This is a genomic window from Alishewanella sp. WH16-1 (genome assembly GCF_001441695.1).
In the GTDB taxonomy this organism is placed as follows: domain Bacteria; phylum Pseudomonadota; class Gammaproteobacteria; order Enterobacterales; family Alteromonadaceae; genus Alishewanella; species Alishewanella agri.
Map to the genome: position 1 here is coordinate 1 of NZ_LCWL01000016.1, position 15,451 is coordinate 15,451.

The window sequence follows — 15,451 nt, forward strand, 5'->3', positions numbered from 1 at the left end:
CGCCATGCCCGGCGCACGCAATAAAAAGCCGGCGCTAGGCCGGCTCTTTTACAAAAACGAGACTAATTAACCGGTAACAGTGACGTTTTCAGCCTGTGGGCCTTTTTGACCTTCAGTAACTTCGAAAGTTACTTTCTGGCCTTCAACCAGCGTTTTACGACCAGTGCCGTTGATGGCGCGGAAGTGTACAAACACGTCTTTGCCGCCTTCACGGGCGATAAAACCAAAACCTTTTTCCTCGTTGAACCACTTCACTGTACCAGAAATTAACTGTGACATAACATTCTCTTACTTAAACAAAAGTTTGCCGGAGCTCCGGCGTCTTAAATATTACCGGCCAGGTAATCGAGCTGATAGATATTCAACCTCATTATCAGTGGCGCTGATGCTGTGGTCAACATAAATACCGGAGCGAACAGAACTTTCGTTGCTGTACAGGCCGTACCGGCGACATGGCAAGTTTTGCTATGTCACTTTTTGAGTGTAGCAGCAGATGTTGAAAAAATAATCACTCTGGCTGAATTTTTTTCCGCCGCACCGGTGCACTGCCATCGTCGCCGCCCTGAAAGAAACGTTTGGCTGTTGCAGTTGGGCTGGTTTCAGGTTTTGCCACTACCCGTGTTGCCTTGCCAGCACCTGGCTTAGTCAGCTTAGTTTGTGCGGCTTTCTTCGGCGCCATCTTAACTACCGGCTGACCATTAAAGCGCGCTGTAAGCCCCTCCAGGGTACTGAATTCTGCCGGCCGTCGTAAGAAGGCTTCGATTTTTTGCAGTGCCTGCCAATCCTTCGGCCCCACCAGCGAGATTGCGGTACCCTTGGCACCGGCCCGGCCGGTACGGCCGATGCGGTGTACATATTCTTCCGGATGTTTCGGCAGGTCAAAATTGATTACATGTGATACTTGCAACAGATCCAGACCGCGCGAGGCCAAATCAGTCGTTACCAACACCTGATACTTGCCGCTGGCGAAATCCTGCATCACTTTATTACGCTGTGCCTGATTCAGCCGCGCACTTAAGCCAATAGCGGGCAAACCGGCTTGCTGACAAAACTCGGCCAGCCGGCCGGCGTCATCGCGGGTTGCGGTAAAAATAATCAGCTGCTTCAGGCTTTCCTGTTGTAACAACTTCGCTAGCAGCGCTTCTTTGTGCGTTAAATGATCGGCAAAATAGAAGCGCTGGCTGATATCACTGTGCAGCTCGTGCCCGCTATTTACACTAACCCGAAACGGATTTTTTAACAGCGCCAGTGATAACGCATCTAAGTCGGTATGCTCCAGCGTGGCGGAAAACAACAAGGTCTGCCGTAAGCGATGATCGGCGGCTTTATTAATGATGGTCAGTTGCGGTAAGAAACCCAGATCCAGCATCCGATCCGCTTCATCCAGGATCAGCATTTCCAGGCCCTGTAAAAATACCGACTTATGCTCGAGGTGATCAACAAAGCGGCCGGGCGTGGCCACAATAATATCAGGCTGGCGTTTCAGCAGCTTTTCCTGATCATTAAAATTCTCGCCCCCCACCAGCAGCACGGCAGTCACCGGGGTATTAGCCACGAATAGTCGTAACTGGGCGTAGACTTGTTTCGCCAGCTCACGGGTCGGCGTTAAGATCAGCGCCCGCGCATCCTGTTTCGATAATGCCCGGCTTTTTAACAACCGCTGCATCATCGGCAGCAAATACGCCAGCGTTTTACCCGAACCGGTTTTGGACGAGACCAGCAGATCGCGCCCAACCATTACCGCCGGTATAGCCTCCTGTTGGATCTCGGTGGGCCGGGCAAAGCCTAAATGTTGTACAGACCGCAGCAAACGCGGGTCCAGCCCCATATCCTGAAATTGCAAAATATCTGTCTCCAAAAATCTGGCGCCTAGTATACCCTAATTGTCTGTGCCCGCCCATCGCGCTAGTATAGCGCCACCTAACGCACTACTGAGATGAATTAAAGATGAGTAATGCCCTGAAAGAACAATTGTTAAAAGCTGGCCTGGCTGATGCCAAAAAACTAAAAACTGTAAAAAAGCAGCAGCATCAACAACGGGTGCAAGCACCAAAAAATCAAAAAGTGATTAATGAAGCTAGTATTCTCGCCGAGCAACGTCGCCAGGAACAGGTCGCCCGGGATCAGGAGCTAAACCGGCAAAAGCAGGCTGAACTGCAGAAAAAAGCCATTGCCGCCCAGGTGAAACAGCTGATTGAAAGCAATCAGATTAAGATGAGTGGTGAAGTGGCCTTTAATTTTACTGATGGCAAGTTGGTGAAACGGCTATACGTTAATGATAAGTTGCATAGCGAGTTAACCCGTGGTTTACTAGCCATTGCCCGGCTGGGCGAGCAATATGCACTGGTTCCGGCGCAAATCGCCGAAAAAATCCAGCAGCGTCAACCCGACAGCATTATTTTGCTGAATAGCCGGCAACAGCACGAGCAGGCAGCCGAGGATGATCCCTATGCTGCTTATCAGATCCCGGATGACTTGATGTGGTAGAGCCGGGTACGGTTTACCGCTAATTAAAGGAGCAACACTATGCGGTCAATAATTCATTTAAGTTTTATCTTGCTGTTCTTCGTCAGCCAGGCGCTGTCTGCAGCTTCGGTGTGGCAAGTTAGTAAGGGTGATAAAACCTTCTATTTGGCCGGCACCGTGCACCTGTTAAGTGAAAGCGACTATCCTCTGCCGAAAGCTTATGACACAGCCTTTAACGCCAGCAACAGTCTGCTGTTTGAAACGGATTTGGGAGCCATGACGCAACAACAAGGGATGATGCAATTGATGTCACGGAATACCTATGCCCCCGGTCAAAGCCTGCAACAGGTACTGTCGGCTGAGGTGCTGGCGAAATTGCAAGCGGAAGCTGAAAAACGGCAATGGCCACTGAATTCTTTATTGCAGTTTAAGCCGGCTTTTGCGGCGATGACAATGTCGGTATTGGAATTACAACGCCTTGGCGCTGCAGGTACCGGGGTCGATATGCACTATTGGCAATTGGGCCAGCAACAAAATAAAACGCTTGGCGGTTTAGAAAGCCTGGACGAACATCTGGCGGTGCTGGATGCGATGAACCAGTTAGATGCTGATGAAGTTATCAGCTCTGCCTTAAGAGATATCGATAAGATTGCCGCAATGTTAGATGACATGATCGCGGCCTGGCGCAGCGGCGATGTTGCCGCTCTGGACAAGCTATTTTTAACCGAAATGCAGCAATATCCGGAAATGGAAGCCATTCTGTTGACCAAACGTAATCATGCCTGGATGCAAACCCTCACCACGCTGGAACAAAATAATGTGATGGTATTGGTTGGCGCCCTGCACTTGCCGGGCAAAGATGGTTTACTAAAGCTGCTTGCTGACCAGGGATATAGCCTGACGCAATTAACTGAGTAATACCTGGTCCTGCCTTCTGCACTACCACGTTCGCTATTGCTGGCGTGGTAGTGCTTGCTCTGGCAGCGGTAATGTTTCCCGGGCACGGATCCCCTGCTGCGCCGCAGTAAAATTGCTTTGTACCCGCCACTTCGGGCGGATTGGCGTCAGCGGTAATTCTCTTTTGCGTGCCACTAATAAGTAACTGGAGGCAAACAGAGACAGGAAACGCTCATTAAACTTCTGCCAGCTATTCTGCCGAAACTCTTGTGCCAGCATGGCGCTGCAAAAAAATCGCTGTTCAGCCATTACTTCAAAACCGATCAGGTGTAGCCAATCTTTGATCCTGGCAGCACTAAAAAAGTGTCCTTGCCAGGGCAATTGCTGCTGATACGCAGGTAAACAGCGCCATAACCCTAACCAGCTATGTGGGTTAAAGCCACTGAGCAACAAATAGCCGTCAGCGACCAGCACCCGGTGTGCTTCACGGATCACATGATGCGGATCATTCTGAAACTCCAGGCAGTGGCTGAGCAATACCGCATCGACACTACTACAAGAGATCGGCAACGCATCCGGCTCTGCCACAACATCAGGGGTAATACTGGCAGAGCCCAGCCGTAACTGATAACGCACCCGGCATTCCGGCGTGCTAAGTTGGCAGCTGAGATCCCCAACTTTTAACAAATAATAGCCAAAGATTTGCTGCCACCAGGGTGCCAATTGCTGCTCTAATGCTGCGGCCAAGGCCGGTCCCTGCCGGAAACTTTGCCAGTGCTTCGGCGCGTGCAGCTGATTTTCACGTAATGCCGGTTTCATGTTAAGGTGCAGCCTTCTTTGCGATGCATGGAGCCTTCAAATGCCAGAACTGATCCCGCTACCTGCCTTTAATGATAATTATATCTGGGTTCTGACCGAGCAACACAACCCCTACTGTCTGGTTGTCGATCCGGGTGATGCTGAAGCCGTGATCCCGTTTCTGCAGCAACAACAAAAAATACCTGCGGCGATCCTCATTACTCATCATCATGCCGATCATACCGGCGGTATCCGGCAATTAAAACAACACTACCCAGCTTGCCGGATTATCGGCCCCGCTGCAGAAGAATCCAGAATTCAAGGACTTGAACAGCTAGTGTCCGGCGGAGACCTGCTAAGTGTACCTGAGCTAAACTGGCAGTGCCAGGTGTTCGACCTTCCCGGCCATACCGCAGGTCATATTGGTTTTTATTCAGCGCCCGTTCTGTTTTGTGGTGATACTCTGTTCAGCGTTGGGTGTGGCCGCTTATTTGAGGGGACCGCAGAGCAGCTGTATCAGTCTTTGCAATCCCTGGCGGCACTGCCGGACGATACGCTAATCTGCTGTACTCACGAATATACCCTCGCCAACATTGCGTTTGCGCTTAGCGTTGAACCAGAAAATGTCGATTTGCAGTTGTACCTTAACTTATGCCAACAAAAACGACACTTATCTGAACCAACGCTGCCAGCGTTAATGGCTACCGAGAAAAAACTAAATCCGTTTTTACGCTGTGAAAACAGTAAGCTACAACGGAAATTTAATCAAAACTCGGCTTTGGCTTTGTTTACTTACTTAAGACGAGCCAAAGATCAGTTTAAATCCTGACTTGCAATGTCTGGTCAGACAGGTAATATCGTCTTTTTACATTTGGAACCATGTTATGACTGTAAGAATCTCTGCCGTTGTATTGCTGGCACTGCTTACTGGCTGTGTCAGCACGACAGGGTCTGACTCTGATAACACGGCTGTTACTGCAGTGCAGCCCGCAGTAAAACCCAAAACAGCTGACTTTCATCGTAATACCGCCTCTGCCGAACAAATTGCGGAACGACTGTGGACAGCAGGCCTAAGTGAAGAGCAACTGCTGGAAGCCACCGAATTAGAAGATTTGTGGCAACGGATCCAGACGCAACTCACCTTTAAAGTGCCACAAACCCGCCCCATCGTTGAACAACGTAATTTTTATGCCGATAATCAGGGTTATCTGGATCGGGTAGCCGGCCGGGCACAACCTTTCTTATTTTTTATCGTTGAAGAGTTAGAAAAACGGCAAATGCCGCTTGAGCTGGCATTGCTGCCAATTGTGGAAAGCGCTTTTGATCCCTATGCCTTTTCACCAGCGCGGGCCGCAGGCATGTGGCAATTTATGCCGGCGACCGGTAAACGTTTTGGGCTACAGCAAAATAGTTGGTACGACGGCCGACTGGATGTAATCCAATCAACCCGCGCAGCCCTGGATTACCTGCAGTACCTGTATAACACGCTGGAACACGATTGGCTTAATGCGATTGCCGCCTACAACGCTGGTGAAGGCCGGATTATGCGCGCCATTCAGGCCAATAAGAAACGCCGCTTGCCCACCGATTTCTGGTCATTAGATCTACCCAGTGAAACAACGGTTTATATCCCTCGTTTACTGGCACTGGTCGATATCTTACAGCGGCCGGAAGAATTTGATATTGTCTGGAAGTTTATTGCCAATGAACCAAAAATTGCGGTAGTTGACGTCGGTAATCAGGTTGATCTGAGTGTCGCCGCAGATTTGGCCGGGATCAGTGTCGCCGATCTGCAAGCACTCAATCCGGGATTTAGCCAGTGGGCAACGGCTCCTGGCGGTCCGCATCAACTGGTATTGCCATTGGACAAGGCAGAACACTTCTCAGCGCAATTGGCGCAGCTACCTGCAGATAAACTGATGCAATGGCAACCCTATCAGGTCAAAAGCGGCGATACACTAGGTGCTATAGCCAAGCGCTATCAAATCAGTGTTGCTGAGCTGCAACGCCTGAATAAATTAAGCGGCAACACCATCCGGATTGGCCAGAGCTTACTGATCCCCAGAGCGGGCGACGCCAGCCAGCAACTGGCACAGCGTCCGGCAGCGGTGTCCCCGGCAACAGCTACAGAAATTGTACATTTAGTACAACGTGGTGACACCTTGTGGGACCTTAGCCGTAAATTTGATGTTACAGTCGCGCAACTGCGAAACTGGAACAAACTCAGCGCCAGTGCCAGCCTGCGGGAAGGTCAAAAATTATCCATTTTCAGCACTGCGGCATCAGAACTGGCGGCTCAAACCAGAACGCTGAACTATCGGGTTCGTCCCGGGGATTCTCTGGCCAAGATTGCACAAAGATTCAGTGTAACAGTGGCGGATATCGTAAAATGGAATAACATTAATACAGAGCGTTATTTACAACCAGGCCAACAGTTAAAATTGCTGGTTGATGCCAGCGCGGTATAACGGCACCATGATGAAAAATTGCATAGCAGCTAGCGTTTTGGTTTTACTGCTGTTACTGAGCACTAAAGTCTTCGCCGACTTTAGTGTCGAGGGAAAACTTGCGCTGCAATTTGCCGATGGGCAACAGCAGCAGCAAGCTTTTCCCATGCAGTTAATCCGTGAACAAGGCAGTTATATTTTTAGCGTTGGCAGTCAACAGACCCGGCTCAACGCGCCATTACAGAAATATTCATTGGCGCTGATCTTACAAAACGATCAGGATGTTTGGGTGACGGATTTTGCTAATCAGCCGCTAAACGGCTTTACATTAGAGATTGCCGGCTATCAGATCACGCTGCGCCGCGACCCTCAAGCCCGCGCTGCACGCGGACGTTATGTGGTGCAACTTAACGATGAGATTTTCTATTTTAGCCGTGGTCCGGGCCAGATAAATTTCGTTTTTAATGAACAAGGCATTGCTGAAGTGCAGGTTAAAAGTATGTTTAAGCCTCGTCGTTAGCCTCGCGCTGTGGCTGTAACGGCGGCCACAACCCAGATAACAGACACAGCGCCGGCGCAATCAGCATTAACCAGAAATAAGGTAAAGGGATGGCATGCCACCAGGCATGTACCGCAGCAGTTAACTGAAACAAGATACCGAAAATACCGGCATAACATAACGCCCTGTTAGCCCACCGTCTGGGAAAGTGCCACATCTTAATCCTCCCGCTGCCAACGCTGCTGCTGCCGCTTTAAATTCGCCAACACCCGGGCAAATACACTTAGCAGCAACCGCTCCTGCTCAGTGTAGTAATGATAGTGTCTTACTGAGTCAAAGCCAACAAAGCCGAGCACACCATCAGCATCACGAATGGGTAAGGTTAATAAACTTTTTATACCTTGTGGCTGCAAAATTAATTTTAGTGCATCACGGTCGGGCAAGGAGGGAACATCTGGAATGTACATTTCTCGGCCATGTTGATGGGTACTCACCCACTGCGGAATAGCTGCCAAAGGCACCTGCTGTAATGACTGTATTTCCGGCATGATGCCCGGTGCGCACCATTCGTGAGTATTGGAACAGGTTTGCAACACAAAGTCATAATCGAAAATGTAAACCCGATCGGCTGCTACTGCTTGTCCTAACTCTTGCAACGTTTGCTGCAACAGTGGCGCCAGCATTTCTGCTGTGACGCCAACAAAGCGCTGGGTTAATTCCAGTAATACCGCCGTTAAGCGATCGGCACCGCGAAGAGGCACTTGTTGGCGTGAAATCGCGACATCTGGCAACTGATGCATAGTGACTAGCTGATAGCCGGGTTCAGGCGCATGACTATTCACCTGGTAGTAAAAGCCCGTATTCGCAGAGAAATACAGTGCGCGCAGTGTAAACTGCACGGCCTGACTTTGCTGCAACTGTTGCTCCGTCAAGCCTGTAACAATCTTAAATACGGCATTAGCATCGACGAATTGACTCGGCTCCGTCTGTTGCATTGCGGTCTGAAACAACGCCGTTGCAAAAGGTGCTTGCCGCCACCACTGAAAATAGTCTGCTGCCGTCATCCTGTCCTCGCCACTCCCTGCCTCAGATCGTTATACCACAGCCCTTATCACCGTAACATCGGGGCACGTCAGCTTAACGGATCCACTGTCAGTATTCAATCAGCAGCCCTGACTGTCGCCAGTTGAAAAACAACCAGCGCCAGAGCTGCATAATCTTACAGTTGGGCATCCGGTTGTTGTTCGGGCGCGGCTAAGGCAAAAGCCGCTAACTGCAAACAGTTATGGTTTATTTGACGGATTAGCGGGTAGGACTTGAGATCGACATTAAAACGCAGCGCGTTATAAACCTGAGGCACCAGACACAGATCCGCCAAACTGACTTCGTCAGCATAACAATACTGACCAGCCGTATGCTGCAGCTTCTGCTCCAGCGCATTAAAGCCCAGTGTCAGCCAATGTTGGATCCAGCGCAGCTTTTGCGCTTCATCCAACGCCAGCTCACCCGTCAGATACTGCAGCACCCGCAGATTATTTAACGGATGCAGATCACAGGCGATATCCAGCGCCAGTGCCCGCACTTTAGCGCGGGCGAACGGCTCTTGCGGCAACAGGCGCGGCTCGGGATAGGTTTCATCCAGATACTCGATAATCGCCAGTGACTGACTCAGGCTACCTTGCTCATCGACCAAGGTTGGTACCAGTTCAGCCGGATTCAGCGCCTGATAGGCGCTGCTATGCTGCTGACCACCGTCTTTGAGCAGATGCACCGGAATGGTTTCAAAGCTCAGCTGCTTCAGATTCAGGGCGATCCGCACCCGATAAGCGGCAGAAGATCGCCAGTAGCTGTAGAGTTTCATTGTCTCTGATACTCCACCACTTGCTGGTCAATGGCACCAAAAATACTCTGGCCCTGCTCATCCAGCATTTCCAACCGGATGCTATCGCCAAAGCGCATAAAGTTGGTACTGGGTTTGCCATCACGAATGGTTTCAATCATCCGGATTTCGGCGATACAGCTATAACCGACGCCACCCTCTTCAATCGAGGTACCATAGGCAGTACCTTGCTTATTCGATACCGTACCCGAGCCAATAATAGCACCGGCGCCCAGATTGCGGGTTTTCGCCGCATGTGCGACCAACTCGCCAAAGTGGAAGGTCATATCAAGGCCGGCATTGGGTTTACCAAAAGCAATGCCGTTGTAATGCGACAGCAGTGGCAGATGCAAGCGCCCACCCTGCCAATATTTACCCAATTCATCCGGCGTCACGGCCACCGGGCTAAAACTGGATGCCGGCTTGGATTGGAAAAAACCAAAGCCCTTGGCCAGTTCATTTGGGATCAAACCGCGCAGCGATACGTCGTTGACCAGCATCAGTAACCGGATCCGGCTTAATGCCTGTTCGGCACTGATGCCCATAGGGACATCATCCGTCACCACCGCCACTTCACCTTCAAAGTCGATGCCGTGCTGCTCACTGACGGCAGCAATAGGATCGCGCGGGCCGATAAAATCATCCGATCCGCCCTGATACATCAGCGGATCGGTCCAGAAGGTTTCCGGCATCTCAGCGTTACGCGCCTTACGCACCAGCTCGACGTGGTTAACATAGGCACTGCCGTCTGCCCACTGATAAGCACGCGGCAGTGGCGACTCACAGTCGGCCTGCACAAAAACTTGCTCACCCGGTACTGTGCCGGCATTTAATGCCTGATAAATTTCAGCCGCCTTCGGCGCCAGGCTGGACCAATGATCCAATAATTGCTGCATGGTCACAGCGATATGCGGAATAGCAATACAGCGGCTCAGATCACGACTTACTACCACGAGCTGCCCATCACGGGTCTGATTTTTTAACGTTGCTAACTTCATCTTAATTCCTTAACTGAGCGCTCAGGCTTTAACTTTCCAGCTATTCACATAGTCCGGATTTTCGGTAGCCAGGGCCGCCTCCCCAACCTCCAGCGCATCCCGGGTATCCAGCATCACTGCGACTTCATCGGTAAACTTTTTCCGGTACTCTAACCCCGCCTGAAAGGCTTTCGGATGCGGGCCATGGGTAAAACCAGCCGGATGGAAAGTAACCATGCCTTTTTCGATATTATCGCGGCTGAAGAAATCACCGGCATGATAGAACAGCACTTCATCGTAATCATCGTTATTATGATAGAACGGCACCTTTAACGCGCCCGGGTCGCTTTCAATTGGCCGGGGTACAAAGGTACAGACCACAAAGCGCTGCGCGACAAAAGTCGTATGGGCTGATGGCGGTAAATGATAGCGGTGGCTCATTAAGGGCCGGATATCGCGCCAGTTAATCCGCATCACGGCTAAATCACCATGCCAGCCAATCGCATCCAGTGGATTATAGGGGTAAGTAATCACTGACACCTGGCCATGGCGTTTTACCTCAACCTGCCAGCTTTCCTCACTGTACTGAGCTTTAAAGGCAGCATCGATTTTCGGGGTGTCCAGCATCGCCGGATCAAAGATCGCATGATTGCCAACCAGACCTTTTTCCGGCAGCTGATAGCTGTCGTTAGTGGCTTCAATCAATACCACATGCAATGGCTCCAGCGGCTCTAACCGCCACATGGTGGAACGTGGAATGACCACATAGTCGCCATCGCGCAAGGTCAGATGACCATAATCGCAATACAGCTCGGCACTGCCCTCATGGATAAACAGTAACTCATCGCCGTCAGCATTACGCACCAGCCGCGTCATCTTATCGCTCAAGCGCCAGGTGCGGAATTTACAATGCGCATTATGCAGCAGCAAAGGGACTGCCCAGGGTGAGTCGGTACTCACTTCCAGGTTGTTAAAATCAAACAAGCGGGGACGCAGTGGCCCCTGCCAGTCACTCCAACCGGTTGGTGCATGGCGGTGATGGAAATGCGTAGCCGGACCGAAAAAGCCACTACGACCGGTTTCCCGCTCGTAAATCGCCTGCTCGGGGAAATCGGCATGCGCCTGACGTGATACATCACCTTCTTTTAATGGAAAGGACGCCCATTTACGCATTGCTCAGCACTCCGCGCTGGATCTGATCTTCCTCAATCGACTCAAACAAAGCTTTAAAGTTACCCTCGCCAAAGCCTTCGTTGCCTTTACGCTGGATAATCTCGAAAAACACCGGGCCAATGACCGTCTTAGTAAAGATCTGCAACAAAATACCGTCTTTCATCGGTGCGCCATCAATCAAAATGCGCAGCTCTTTTAACTGCTCCAGATCTTCAGTATGGCCTTCAACCCGCTCATTGACCTTGGCATAGTAGGTATCCGGCGTTGGCATAAAGTCCATGCCGCGTTCACGTAAGGTACGTACCGTTTGATAGATATCGTCGGTGGTCAGGGCAATATGCTGAATGCCCTCACCTTTGTATTCGCGGATAAATTCTTCAATCTGTGACTTATCATCAGAAGATTCGTTAATTGGAATACGGATCTTGCCACAAGGTGCGGTCATCGCCTTTGATACCAGGCCGGTCAACTTGCCTTCAATATCAAAGTAGCGGATTTCACGGAAGTTACCGATCTGCTCATAGAAACCAGCCCACAGGTTCATATTACCGCGCATCACGTTATGCGTTAAGTGGTCCAGCACTTCCAGACCCACGCCATGCTTGGCCATCTCGACCTGCCAGTTATCATAGTATTTAAAGTCGATATCATAGACTGAGCTGGCACCATAGCGATCAACAAAGTACAGCAGACTACTGCCGATACCATACACGGCCGGAATATTCAGCTCCATCGGGCCAATCTGATTTTTATATTCTTTGGCACCGTTGGCTAGAGCATGTTTTAGCGCCGCAGCCGCATCTTTTACCCGAAATGCCATGGCACAAACTGACGGGCCATGCTTACGGGCGAATTCTTCCGCCTGAGAGTTCGGTTCTGCATTAATGATAAAGTTGATATCGCCCTGCTTATACAGCCAGGCTTCTTTCGAGCGATGTTTCGCCACTTCAGTAAAACCGAGTGAACTGAATAAGTCTTTTAGCTTCTGAATGCCCTCGGCATCGGCTGCGGTATATTCCACAAATTCAAAACCATCGGTACCCAGCGGATTAATCATATCGGTCATGTGTCTACTCCTGTCTTTTATTTATGGCGCCAAGCGCTTGAGCGCTATCATGCGGTAGCGCCAGAAAAAAGGAAGAGGCGGCATTATTGTTGCGATATCAGGCGCTGACCTGACAAGTGTAAAATTAGTGATACAGTGGCTAATTTAGCGGCAGCGACATGAATGGAAAGGCCGCCACTGCGCAGCGGCGGCCAAAATAGCGTATAGAAGTCAGCACAAAGCGTAATTAAATTTTTACAGTCTTCCGGCTAATACCATAATCCCGCAGTTTATTCGCCACCGCGGTATGGCTTAAACCGAGCTTTTTCGCCAGCTGCCGTGAGCTGGGGTAAGCCGGAAACAGCTTACGTAGTAAATTGGCCTCAAACCGTTTTACCGCCTCATCCAGGGTGCCATCAAAATCCTGCTCCAGGTAACCAAAGTCATTGGTATAGCTTGGCAACTGCAGATGTTGCTTTTCCAGCTCATTACCATCCAGCAGAGTAACGGCCCGATACAACGCGTTTTCCAGCTGCCGCACATTGCCAGGCCACGGATACTGCTGCAAAAACTGGCTGCAATTATCGGTCAGTTTCGGCGCTTTACGCCCCAGTCGTGCCGCGTAACGGGCAATAAAGAACTCTGCCAGCGGCAGCACATCCTGTTTGCGCTCACGTAGCGGCGGTATGCTTAGCGTCAGCACATTCAGACGGTAGAACAAATCTTCACGGAATTTACCCTCCTGCACCATCGCCGGTAAATCTTTCTGGGTAGTACAGATCACCCGCACATCGACCCGCACTTCTTTTTCTTCTGCCACCCGGCGGAAACTGCCATCCTGCAAAAAGCGCAGTAATTTGGTTTGCAGTTGCGGTGACATCTCACCGACTTCATCGAGAAACACCGTGCCGCCATTGGCTTGTTCAAAGATCCCTTTCTTACCCTCAGCCGTGCCGGGGAAGGCATTAGGTCCATAACCAAACAGCTCTGACTCGGCCACATTATCCGGCATCGAGGCACAGGGTACCGTTAAAAAGGGTTTGCCGTTGCGGCCACCGGCGGCATGACAGGCCCGCGCCAACAATTCTTTACCGGTGCCGGTTTCGCCGACGATTAAAATGGGCGCATCAAGCTGCGCCATGCGCCGGGCTTCCCGTACCACCTTGCGCATGGTATTGCTGCTGGCCTGTATACTGTTAAAGCTCTCGGCATCGCCTTTTTTAAAGGCAATCATATGCTGACCGAGCCGGCTTTCCGATTTCAGGTTAATTACCGCCCCGGCTAAAATGTCCTGGCCGGTTTCATCCGGCACCAATACCGGCAAAATATCGGCAATAAAGCGTTTGCCATGAATTTCCAAACGCCGGGTTTGCGCCAGTACATCCTCGCCCTCCAGCCAGCGCTGGAAATTAAAGCCTTTTACCATACCTTGCAGCGATTGACCGACAATGGCGTCATAGCTCACCGACAAGGCTTCTAATGCCGCTTCATTGATCACGGTGACATTGGCTTTCAGGTCAATGGCAATCAAACCATCAGGCAGGGTACGAAGCAGCGTCATCACCTCGTTATGTTCGCGCTCAGACGGCATAAAGGCGGTGGTTTTCACATCCTCCACGCCCTGGATGCGGCGCATCCTGGCCATCAATTCCTGGAACTGCTCAAAATTCACGGTTGGGAAGGAAACGAAGATCTTATTAAGCGACGGGTCAACTTCTATCCCCCGTAAATCGAGCTGATAGCTAACCAGTACATTAAGTACATCTTGCGCCAACCCTAATCGATTTTGACACTGAATTTCTAAACGCATAGCCGCCTTACACCTCTGGCCTGACCGATGCAGCATCATACGGTAAATTAAAGCAGACAGACCAGTTTTTTTGTAAAGAATTATGAACAAAAAAGGACGCACCGGGCGTCCTGTTACAATAAGAAAGTAGGCTTAGGCTGCCAGCAGCGCATCCGTCTTAGCCGCACAAATAAAATCATTCTTGTGCAGGCCTTTGATCGAGTGCGACCACCAGGTTACGGTCAGCTTGCCCCACTCCAGCAGCAGCGCCGGATGATGGCCTTCTGCTTCCGCCATTTCGGCCACTTTATTATGAAAAGCCCAAGCTTGTTTAAAGTTTTTAAATTTGTACTCGCGTTCCAGCTGTAAGATACCGTCACGGACCACAGGCGTCCAATCCGGGATCTGGCGCATTAATTCCGGCAACTCGGCCTCTGATACTTTTGGTGCATCAGCACGGCAGGCTTCACATTTCATTGCAGTTAATTCGGTCATGCTTGGTTTCCTAGCTTGCTTGCTTTTCTTTAGGGGGAAATTTCGGGGCATGTAAACCCAGGGCGCGCGCCTGCTCAACCAACGCCATCAGATCCAGATGGGCGATATCAAACAGATCATCGATGCGGTTAATCATAAAATAAATCGGCTGCATAATATCAATACGGTAAGGTGTACGCAGTACATCCAAGGCATCAAACGGCTTACGCTCTGGCAGCTCGGATTGCAGCGCATAACGGGTTTCACCCGGCGATGACAGAATACCGCCACCATAAATGCGAAGCCCGTCCGGCGTTTGCAGCAAACCGAACTCAATGGTAAACCAGTACAGTCTGGCCAGATACACCCGATCCTGCTTATTCGCCGCTAAACCAAGCTGACCATAAATATGGGTAAACTCTGCAAAGGCCGGGTTGGTTAACATCGCGCAGTGGCCAAAAATTTCATGGAAAATATCCGGCTCTTGCAGATAGTCAAATTCTTCGCGGCTCCGAATAAAGGTCGCTACCGGAAATTTCTTATTGGCCAGCAACTCAAAAAAGCGATCAAAGCTAATCAATGCCGGCACCTCAGCGCATTCCCAGCCAGTGGTTGCACGCAATACCTTACTGACTTCCTCCAATTGCGGAATGCGATCAGTGGGTAAATTCAGGCGTTGTAACCCCGCCATATATTCATCACAGGCTTTACCTTCGATCACACCCAATTGCCGGGTGATCAGCTCGTGCCAAATCTGATTTTCTTCATCACTCCAATGGATAATGCCGTTGGCATCCGATTGGCGCGACACATATTTACTGGTCTTAGTCATACACTACCTGTTGTCTTGATCGTTAACAGCACAGGGCTGCTGGCTCAGTATTTTGATTTTTATAAAAGGGAGCCGATGCAGCGGATACTAGACGATAGTGACGACGGTGTTAATCTTTGGTCCCGGAAAAAGCCACGGCTAAAGTGTAACAAAAGCATTACACCCTAATCGCTTT

General features: G+C 50.5%; 17 protein-coding genes. 5 read left to right on the top strand and 12 right to left on the bottom strand.

Annotation, left to right across the window (positions count from 1 at the left end; genetic code table 11):
• Positions 1-66: 66 nt before the first annotated feature.
• Together AAY72_RS02170 and AAY72_RS02175 are read right to left on the bottom strand one after the other, a co-directional pair.
• Positions 67-279 carry a cold-shock protein gene (locus AAY72_RS02170; protein WP_008984164.1) on the bottom strand — a complete coding sequence of 71 codons (213 nt, stop codon included), beginning with the start codon at positions 277-279 and terminating at the stop codon, positions 67-69.
• A 229-nt stretch (positions 280-508) separates the two neighbouring features.
• On the bottom strand, positions 509-1,843 hold the full coding sequence (locus AAY72_RS02175; RefSeq protein WP_057785445.1) for a DEAD/DEAH box helicase: 1,335 nt from the start codon (positions 1,841-1,843) through the stop codon (positions 509-511).
• A gap of 104 nt (positions 1,844-1,947) precedes the next feature.
• Between AAY72_RS02175 and AAY72_RS02180 the strand changes: the two genes are divergently transcribed.
• On the top strand, positions 1,948-2,487 hold the full coding sequence (locus AAY72_RS02180) for a DUF2058 domain-containing protein (RefSeq protein WP_057785423.1): 540 nt from the start codon (positions 1,948-1,950) through the stop codon (positions 2,485-2,487).
• A 39-nt stretch (positions 2,488-2,526) separates the two neighbouring features.
• Positions 2,527-3,384, top strand: a complete 858-nt coding sequence (locus AAY72_RS02185) for a TraB/GumN family protein (protein ID WP_008984167.1) — start codon at positions 2,527-2,529, stop codon at positions 3,382-3,384.
• 33 nt (positions 3,385-3,417) lie between these two features.
• On the opposite strand, the gene AAY72_RS02190 is transcribed toward AAY72_RS02185, so the two are convergent.
• Entirely contained in the window at positions 3,418-4,182 is a 765-nt protein-coding gene (locus tag AAY72_RS02190; protein ID WP_057785424.1) for a class I SAM-dependent methyltransferase, read from the bottom strand.
• A gap of 40 nt (positions 4,183-4,222) precedes the next feature.
• On the opposite strand from AAY72_RS02190, the gene gloB reads away from it, so the two are divergent.
• Genes gloB through AAY72_RS02205 form a run of 3 tightly spaced genes read left to right on the top strand, consistent with a single transcriptional unit; the run spans position 4,223 to position 7,128 of the window.
• The gene (gene gloB, locus AAY72_RS02195) at positions 4,223-4,990 is read left to right on the top strand and encodes a hydroxyacylglutathione hydrolase (protein WP_008984169.1); all 768 of its coding nucleotides are present in this window, start codon (positions 4,223-4,225) and stop codon (positions 4,988-4,990) included.
• Positions 4,991-5,045: 55 nt separating this feature from the next.
• Positions 5,046-6,629, top strand: a complete 1,584-nt coding sequence (locus AAY72_RS02200) for a LysM peptidoglycan-binding domain-containing protein (RefSeq protein ID WP_057785425.1) — start codon at positions 5,046-5,048, stop codon at positions 6,627-6,629.
• Positions 6,630-6,666: 37 nt separating this feature from the next.
• A complete protein-coding gene (locus AAY72_RS02205; RefSeq protein ID WP_231728876.1) occupies positions 6,667-7,128 on the top strand; it encodes a hypothetical protein in 462 nt (153 codons plus the stop codon).
• On the opposite strand, the gene AAY72_RS02210 is transcribed toward AAY72_RS02205, so the two are convergent.
• From AAY72_RS02210 to phhA, 9 genes are all read right to left on the bottom strand, one after another.
• The gene (locus AAY72_RS02210) at positions 7,112-7,324 is read right to left on the bottom strand and encodes a hypothetical protein (protein ID WP_008984172.1); all 213 of its coding nucleotides are present in this window, start codon (positions 7,322-7,324) and stop codon (positions 7,112-7,114) included. The two genes, AAY72_RS02205 and AAY72_RS02210, sit on opposite strands and share 17 nt — an antisense overlap.
• A gap of 1 nt (position 7,325) precedes the next feature.
• Entirely contained in the window at positions 7,326-8,171 is an 846-nt protein-coding gene (locus AAY72_RS02215; protein ID WP_008984173.1) for a GAF domain-containing protein, read from the bottom strand.
• Positions 8,172-8,326: 155 nt separating this feature from the next.
• The gene (maiA, locus tag AAY72_RS02220; protein ID WP_008984174.1) at positions 8,327-8,968 is read right to left on the bottom strand and encodes a maleylacetoacetate isomerase; all 642 of its coding nucleotides are present in this window, start codon (positions 8,966-8,968) and stop codon (positions 8,327-8,329) included.
• Entirely contained in the window at positions 8,965-9,984 is a 1,020-nt protein-coding gene (locus AAY72_RS02225; protein WP_057785427.1) for a fumarylacetoacetate hydrolase family protein, read from the bottom strand. Before AAY72_RS02225 ends, maiA begins: the two co-directional genes overlap by 4 nt.
• Positions 9,985-10,005: 21 nt before the next feature.
• On the bottom strand, positions 10,006-11,136 hold the full coding sequence (locus tag AAY72_RS02230) for a homogentisate 1,2-dioxygenase (protein ID WP_057785428.1): 1,131 nt from the start codon (positions 11,134-11,136) through the stop codon (positions 10,006-10,008).
• Positions 11,129-12,202: a 4-hydroxyphenylpyruvate dioxygenase gene (gene hppD / locus AAY72_RS02235; protein WP_057785429.1), complete on the bottom strand. Its 1,074-nt coding sequence runs from the start codon at positions 12,200-12,202 to the stop codon at positions 11,129-11,131. Before hppD ends, AAY72_RS02230 begins: the two co-directional genes overlap by 8 nt.
• 226 nt (positions 12,203-12,428) lie before the next feature.
• Positions 12,429-13,991 carry a transcriptional regulator TyrR gene (tyrR, locus tag AAY72_RS02240; protein ID WP_008984178.1) on the bottom strand — a complete coding sequence of 521 codons (1,563 nt, stop codon included), beginning with the start codon at positions 13,989-13,991 and terminating at the stop codon, positions 12,429-12,431.
• Positions 13,992-14,123: 132 nt separating this feature from the next.
• On the bottom strand, positions 14,124-14,465 hold the full coding sequence (locus AAY72_RS02245) for a 4a-hydroxytetrahydrobiopterin dehydratase (RefSeq protein WP_008607539.1): 342 nt from the start codon (positions 14,463-14,465) through the stop codon (positions 14,124-14,126).
• A 10-nt stretch (positions 14,466-14,475) separates the two neighbouring features.
• The gene (phhA, locus tag AAY72_RS02250) at positions 14,476-15,276 is read right to left on the bottom strand and encodes a phenylalanine 4-monooxygenase (RefSeq protein ID WP_057785430.1); all 801 of its coding nucleotides are present in this window, start codon (positions 15,274-15,276) and stop codon (positions 14,476-14,478) included.
• Positions 15,277-15,451: the final 175 nt, after the last annotated feature.

Excerpts from the sequence above, each read along its gene's own strand:
- AAY72_RS02185 (WP_008984167.1), top strand. The coding sequence starts at position 2,527 with ATGCGGTCAATAATTCATTTAAGTTTTATCTTGCTGTTCTTCGTCAGC.
- hppD (WP_057785429.1), bottom strand. The coding sequence starts at position 12,202 with ATGACCGATATGATTAATCCGCTGGGTACCGATGGTTTTGAATTTGTG.
- AAY72_RS02245 (WP_008607539.1), bottom strand. The coding sequence starts at position 14,465 with ATGACCGAATTAACTGCAATGAAATGTGAAGCCTGCCGTGCTGATGCA.
- AAY72_RS02230 (WP_057785428.1), bottom strand. The coding sequence starts at position 11,136 with ATGCGTAAATGGGCGTCCTTTCCATTAAAAGAAGGTGATGTATCACGT.
- tyrR (WP_008984178.1), bottom strand. The coding sequence starts at position 13,991 with ATGCGTTTAGAAATTCAGTGTCAAAATCGATTAGGGTTGGCGCAAGAT.
- AAY72_RS02170 (WP_008984164.1), bottom strand. The coding sequence starts at position 279 with ATGTCACAGTTAATTTCTGGTACAGTGAAGTGGTTCAACGAGGAAAAA.
- phhA (WP_057785430.1), bottom strand. The coding sequence starts at position 15,276 with ATGACTAAGACCAGTAAATATGTGTCGCGCCAATCGGATGCCAACGGC.
- AAY72_RS02210 (WP_008984172.1), bottom strand. The coding sequence starts at position 7,324 with ATGTGGCACTTTCCCAGACGGTGGGCTAACAGGGCGTTATGTTATGCC.
- AAY72_RS02190 (WP_057785424.1), bottom strand. The coding sequence starts at position 4,182 with ATGAAACCGGCATTACGTGAAAATCAGCTGCACGCGCCGAAGCACTGG.
- AAY72_RS02200 (WP_057785425.1), top strand. The coding sequence starts at position 5,046 with ATGACTGTAAGAATCTCTGCCGTTGTATTGCTGGCACTGCTTACTGGC.
- AAY72_RS02180 (WP_057785423.1), top strand. The coding sequence starts at position 1,948 with ATGAGTAATGCCCTGAAAGAACAATTGTTAAAAGCTGGCCTGGCTGAT.
- gloB (WP_008984169.1), top strand. The coding sequence starts at position 4,223 with ATGCCAGAACTGATCCCGCTACCTGCCTTTAATGATAATTATATCTGG.
- AAY72_RS02225 (WP_057785427.1), bottom strand. The coding sequence starts at position 9,984 with ATGAAGTTAGCAACGTTAAAAAATCAGACCCGTGATGGGCAGCTCGTG.
- maiA (WP_008984174.1), bottom strand. The coding sequence starts at position 8,968 with ATGAAACTCTACAGCTACTGGCGATCTTCTGCCGCTTATCGGGTGCGG.
- AAY72_RS02215 (WP_008984173.1), bottom strand. The coding sequence starts at position 8,171 with ATGACGGCAGCAGACTATTTTCAGTGGTGGCGGCAAGCACCTTTTGCA.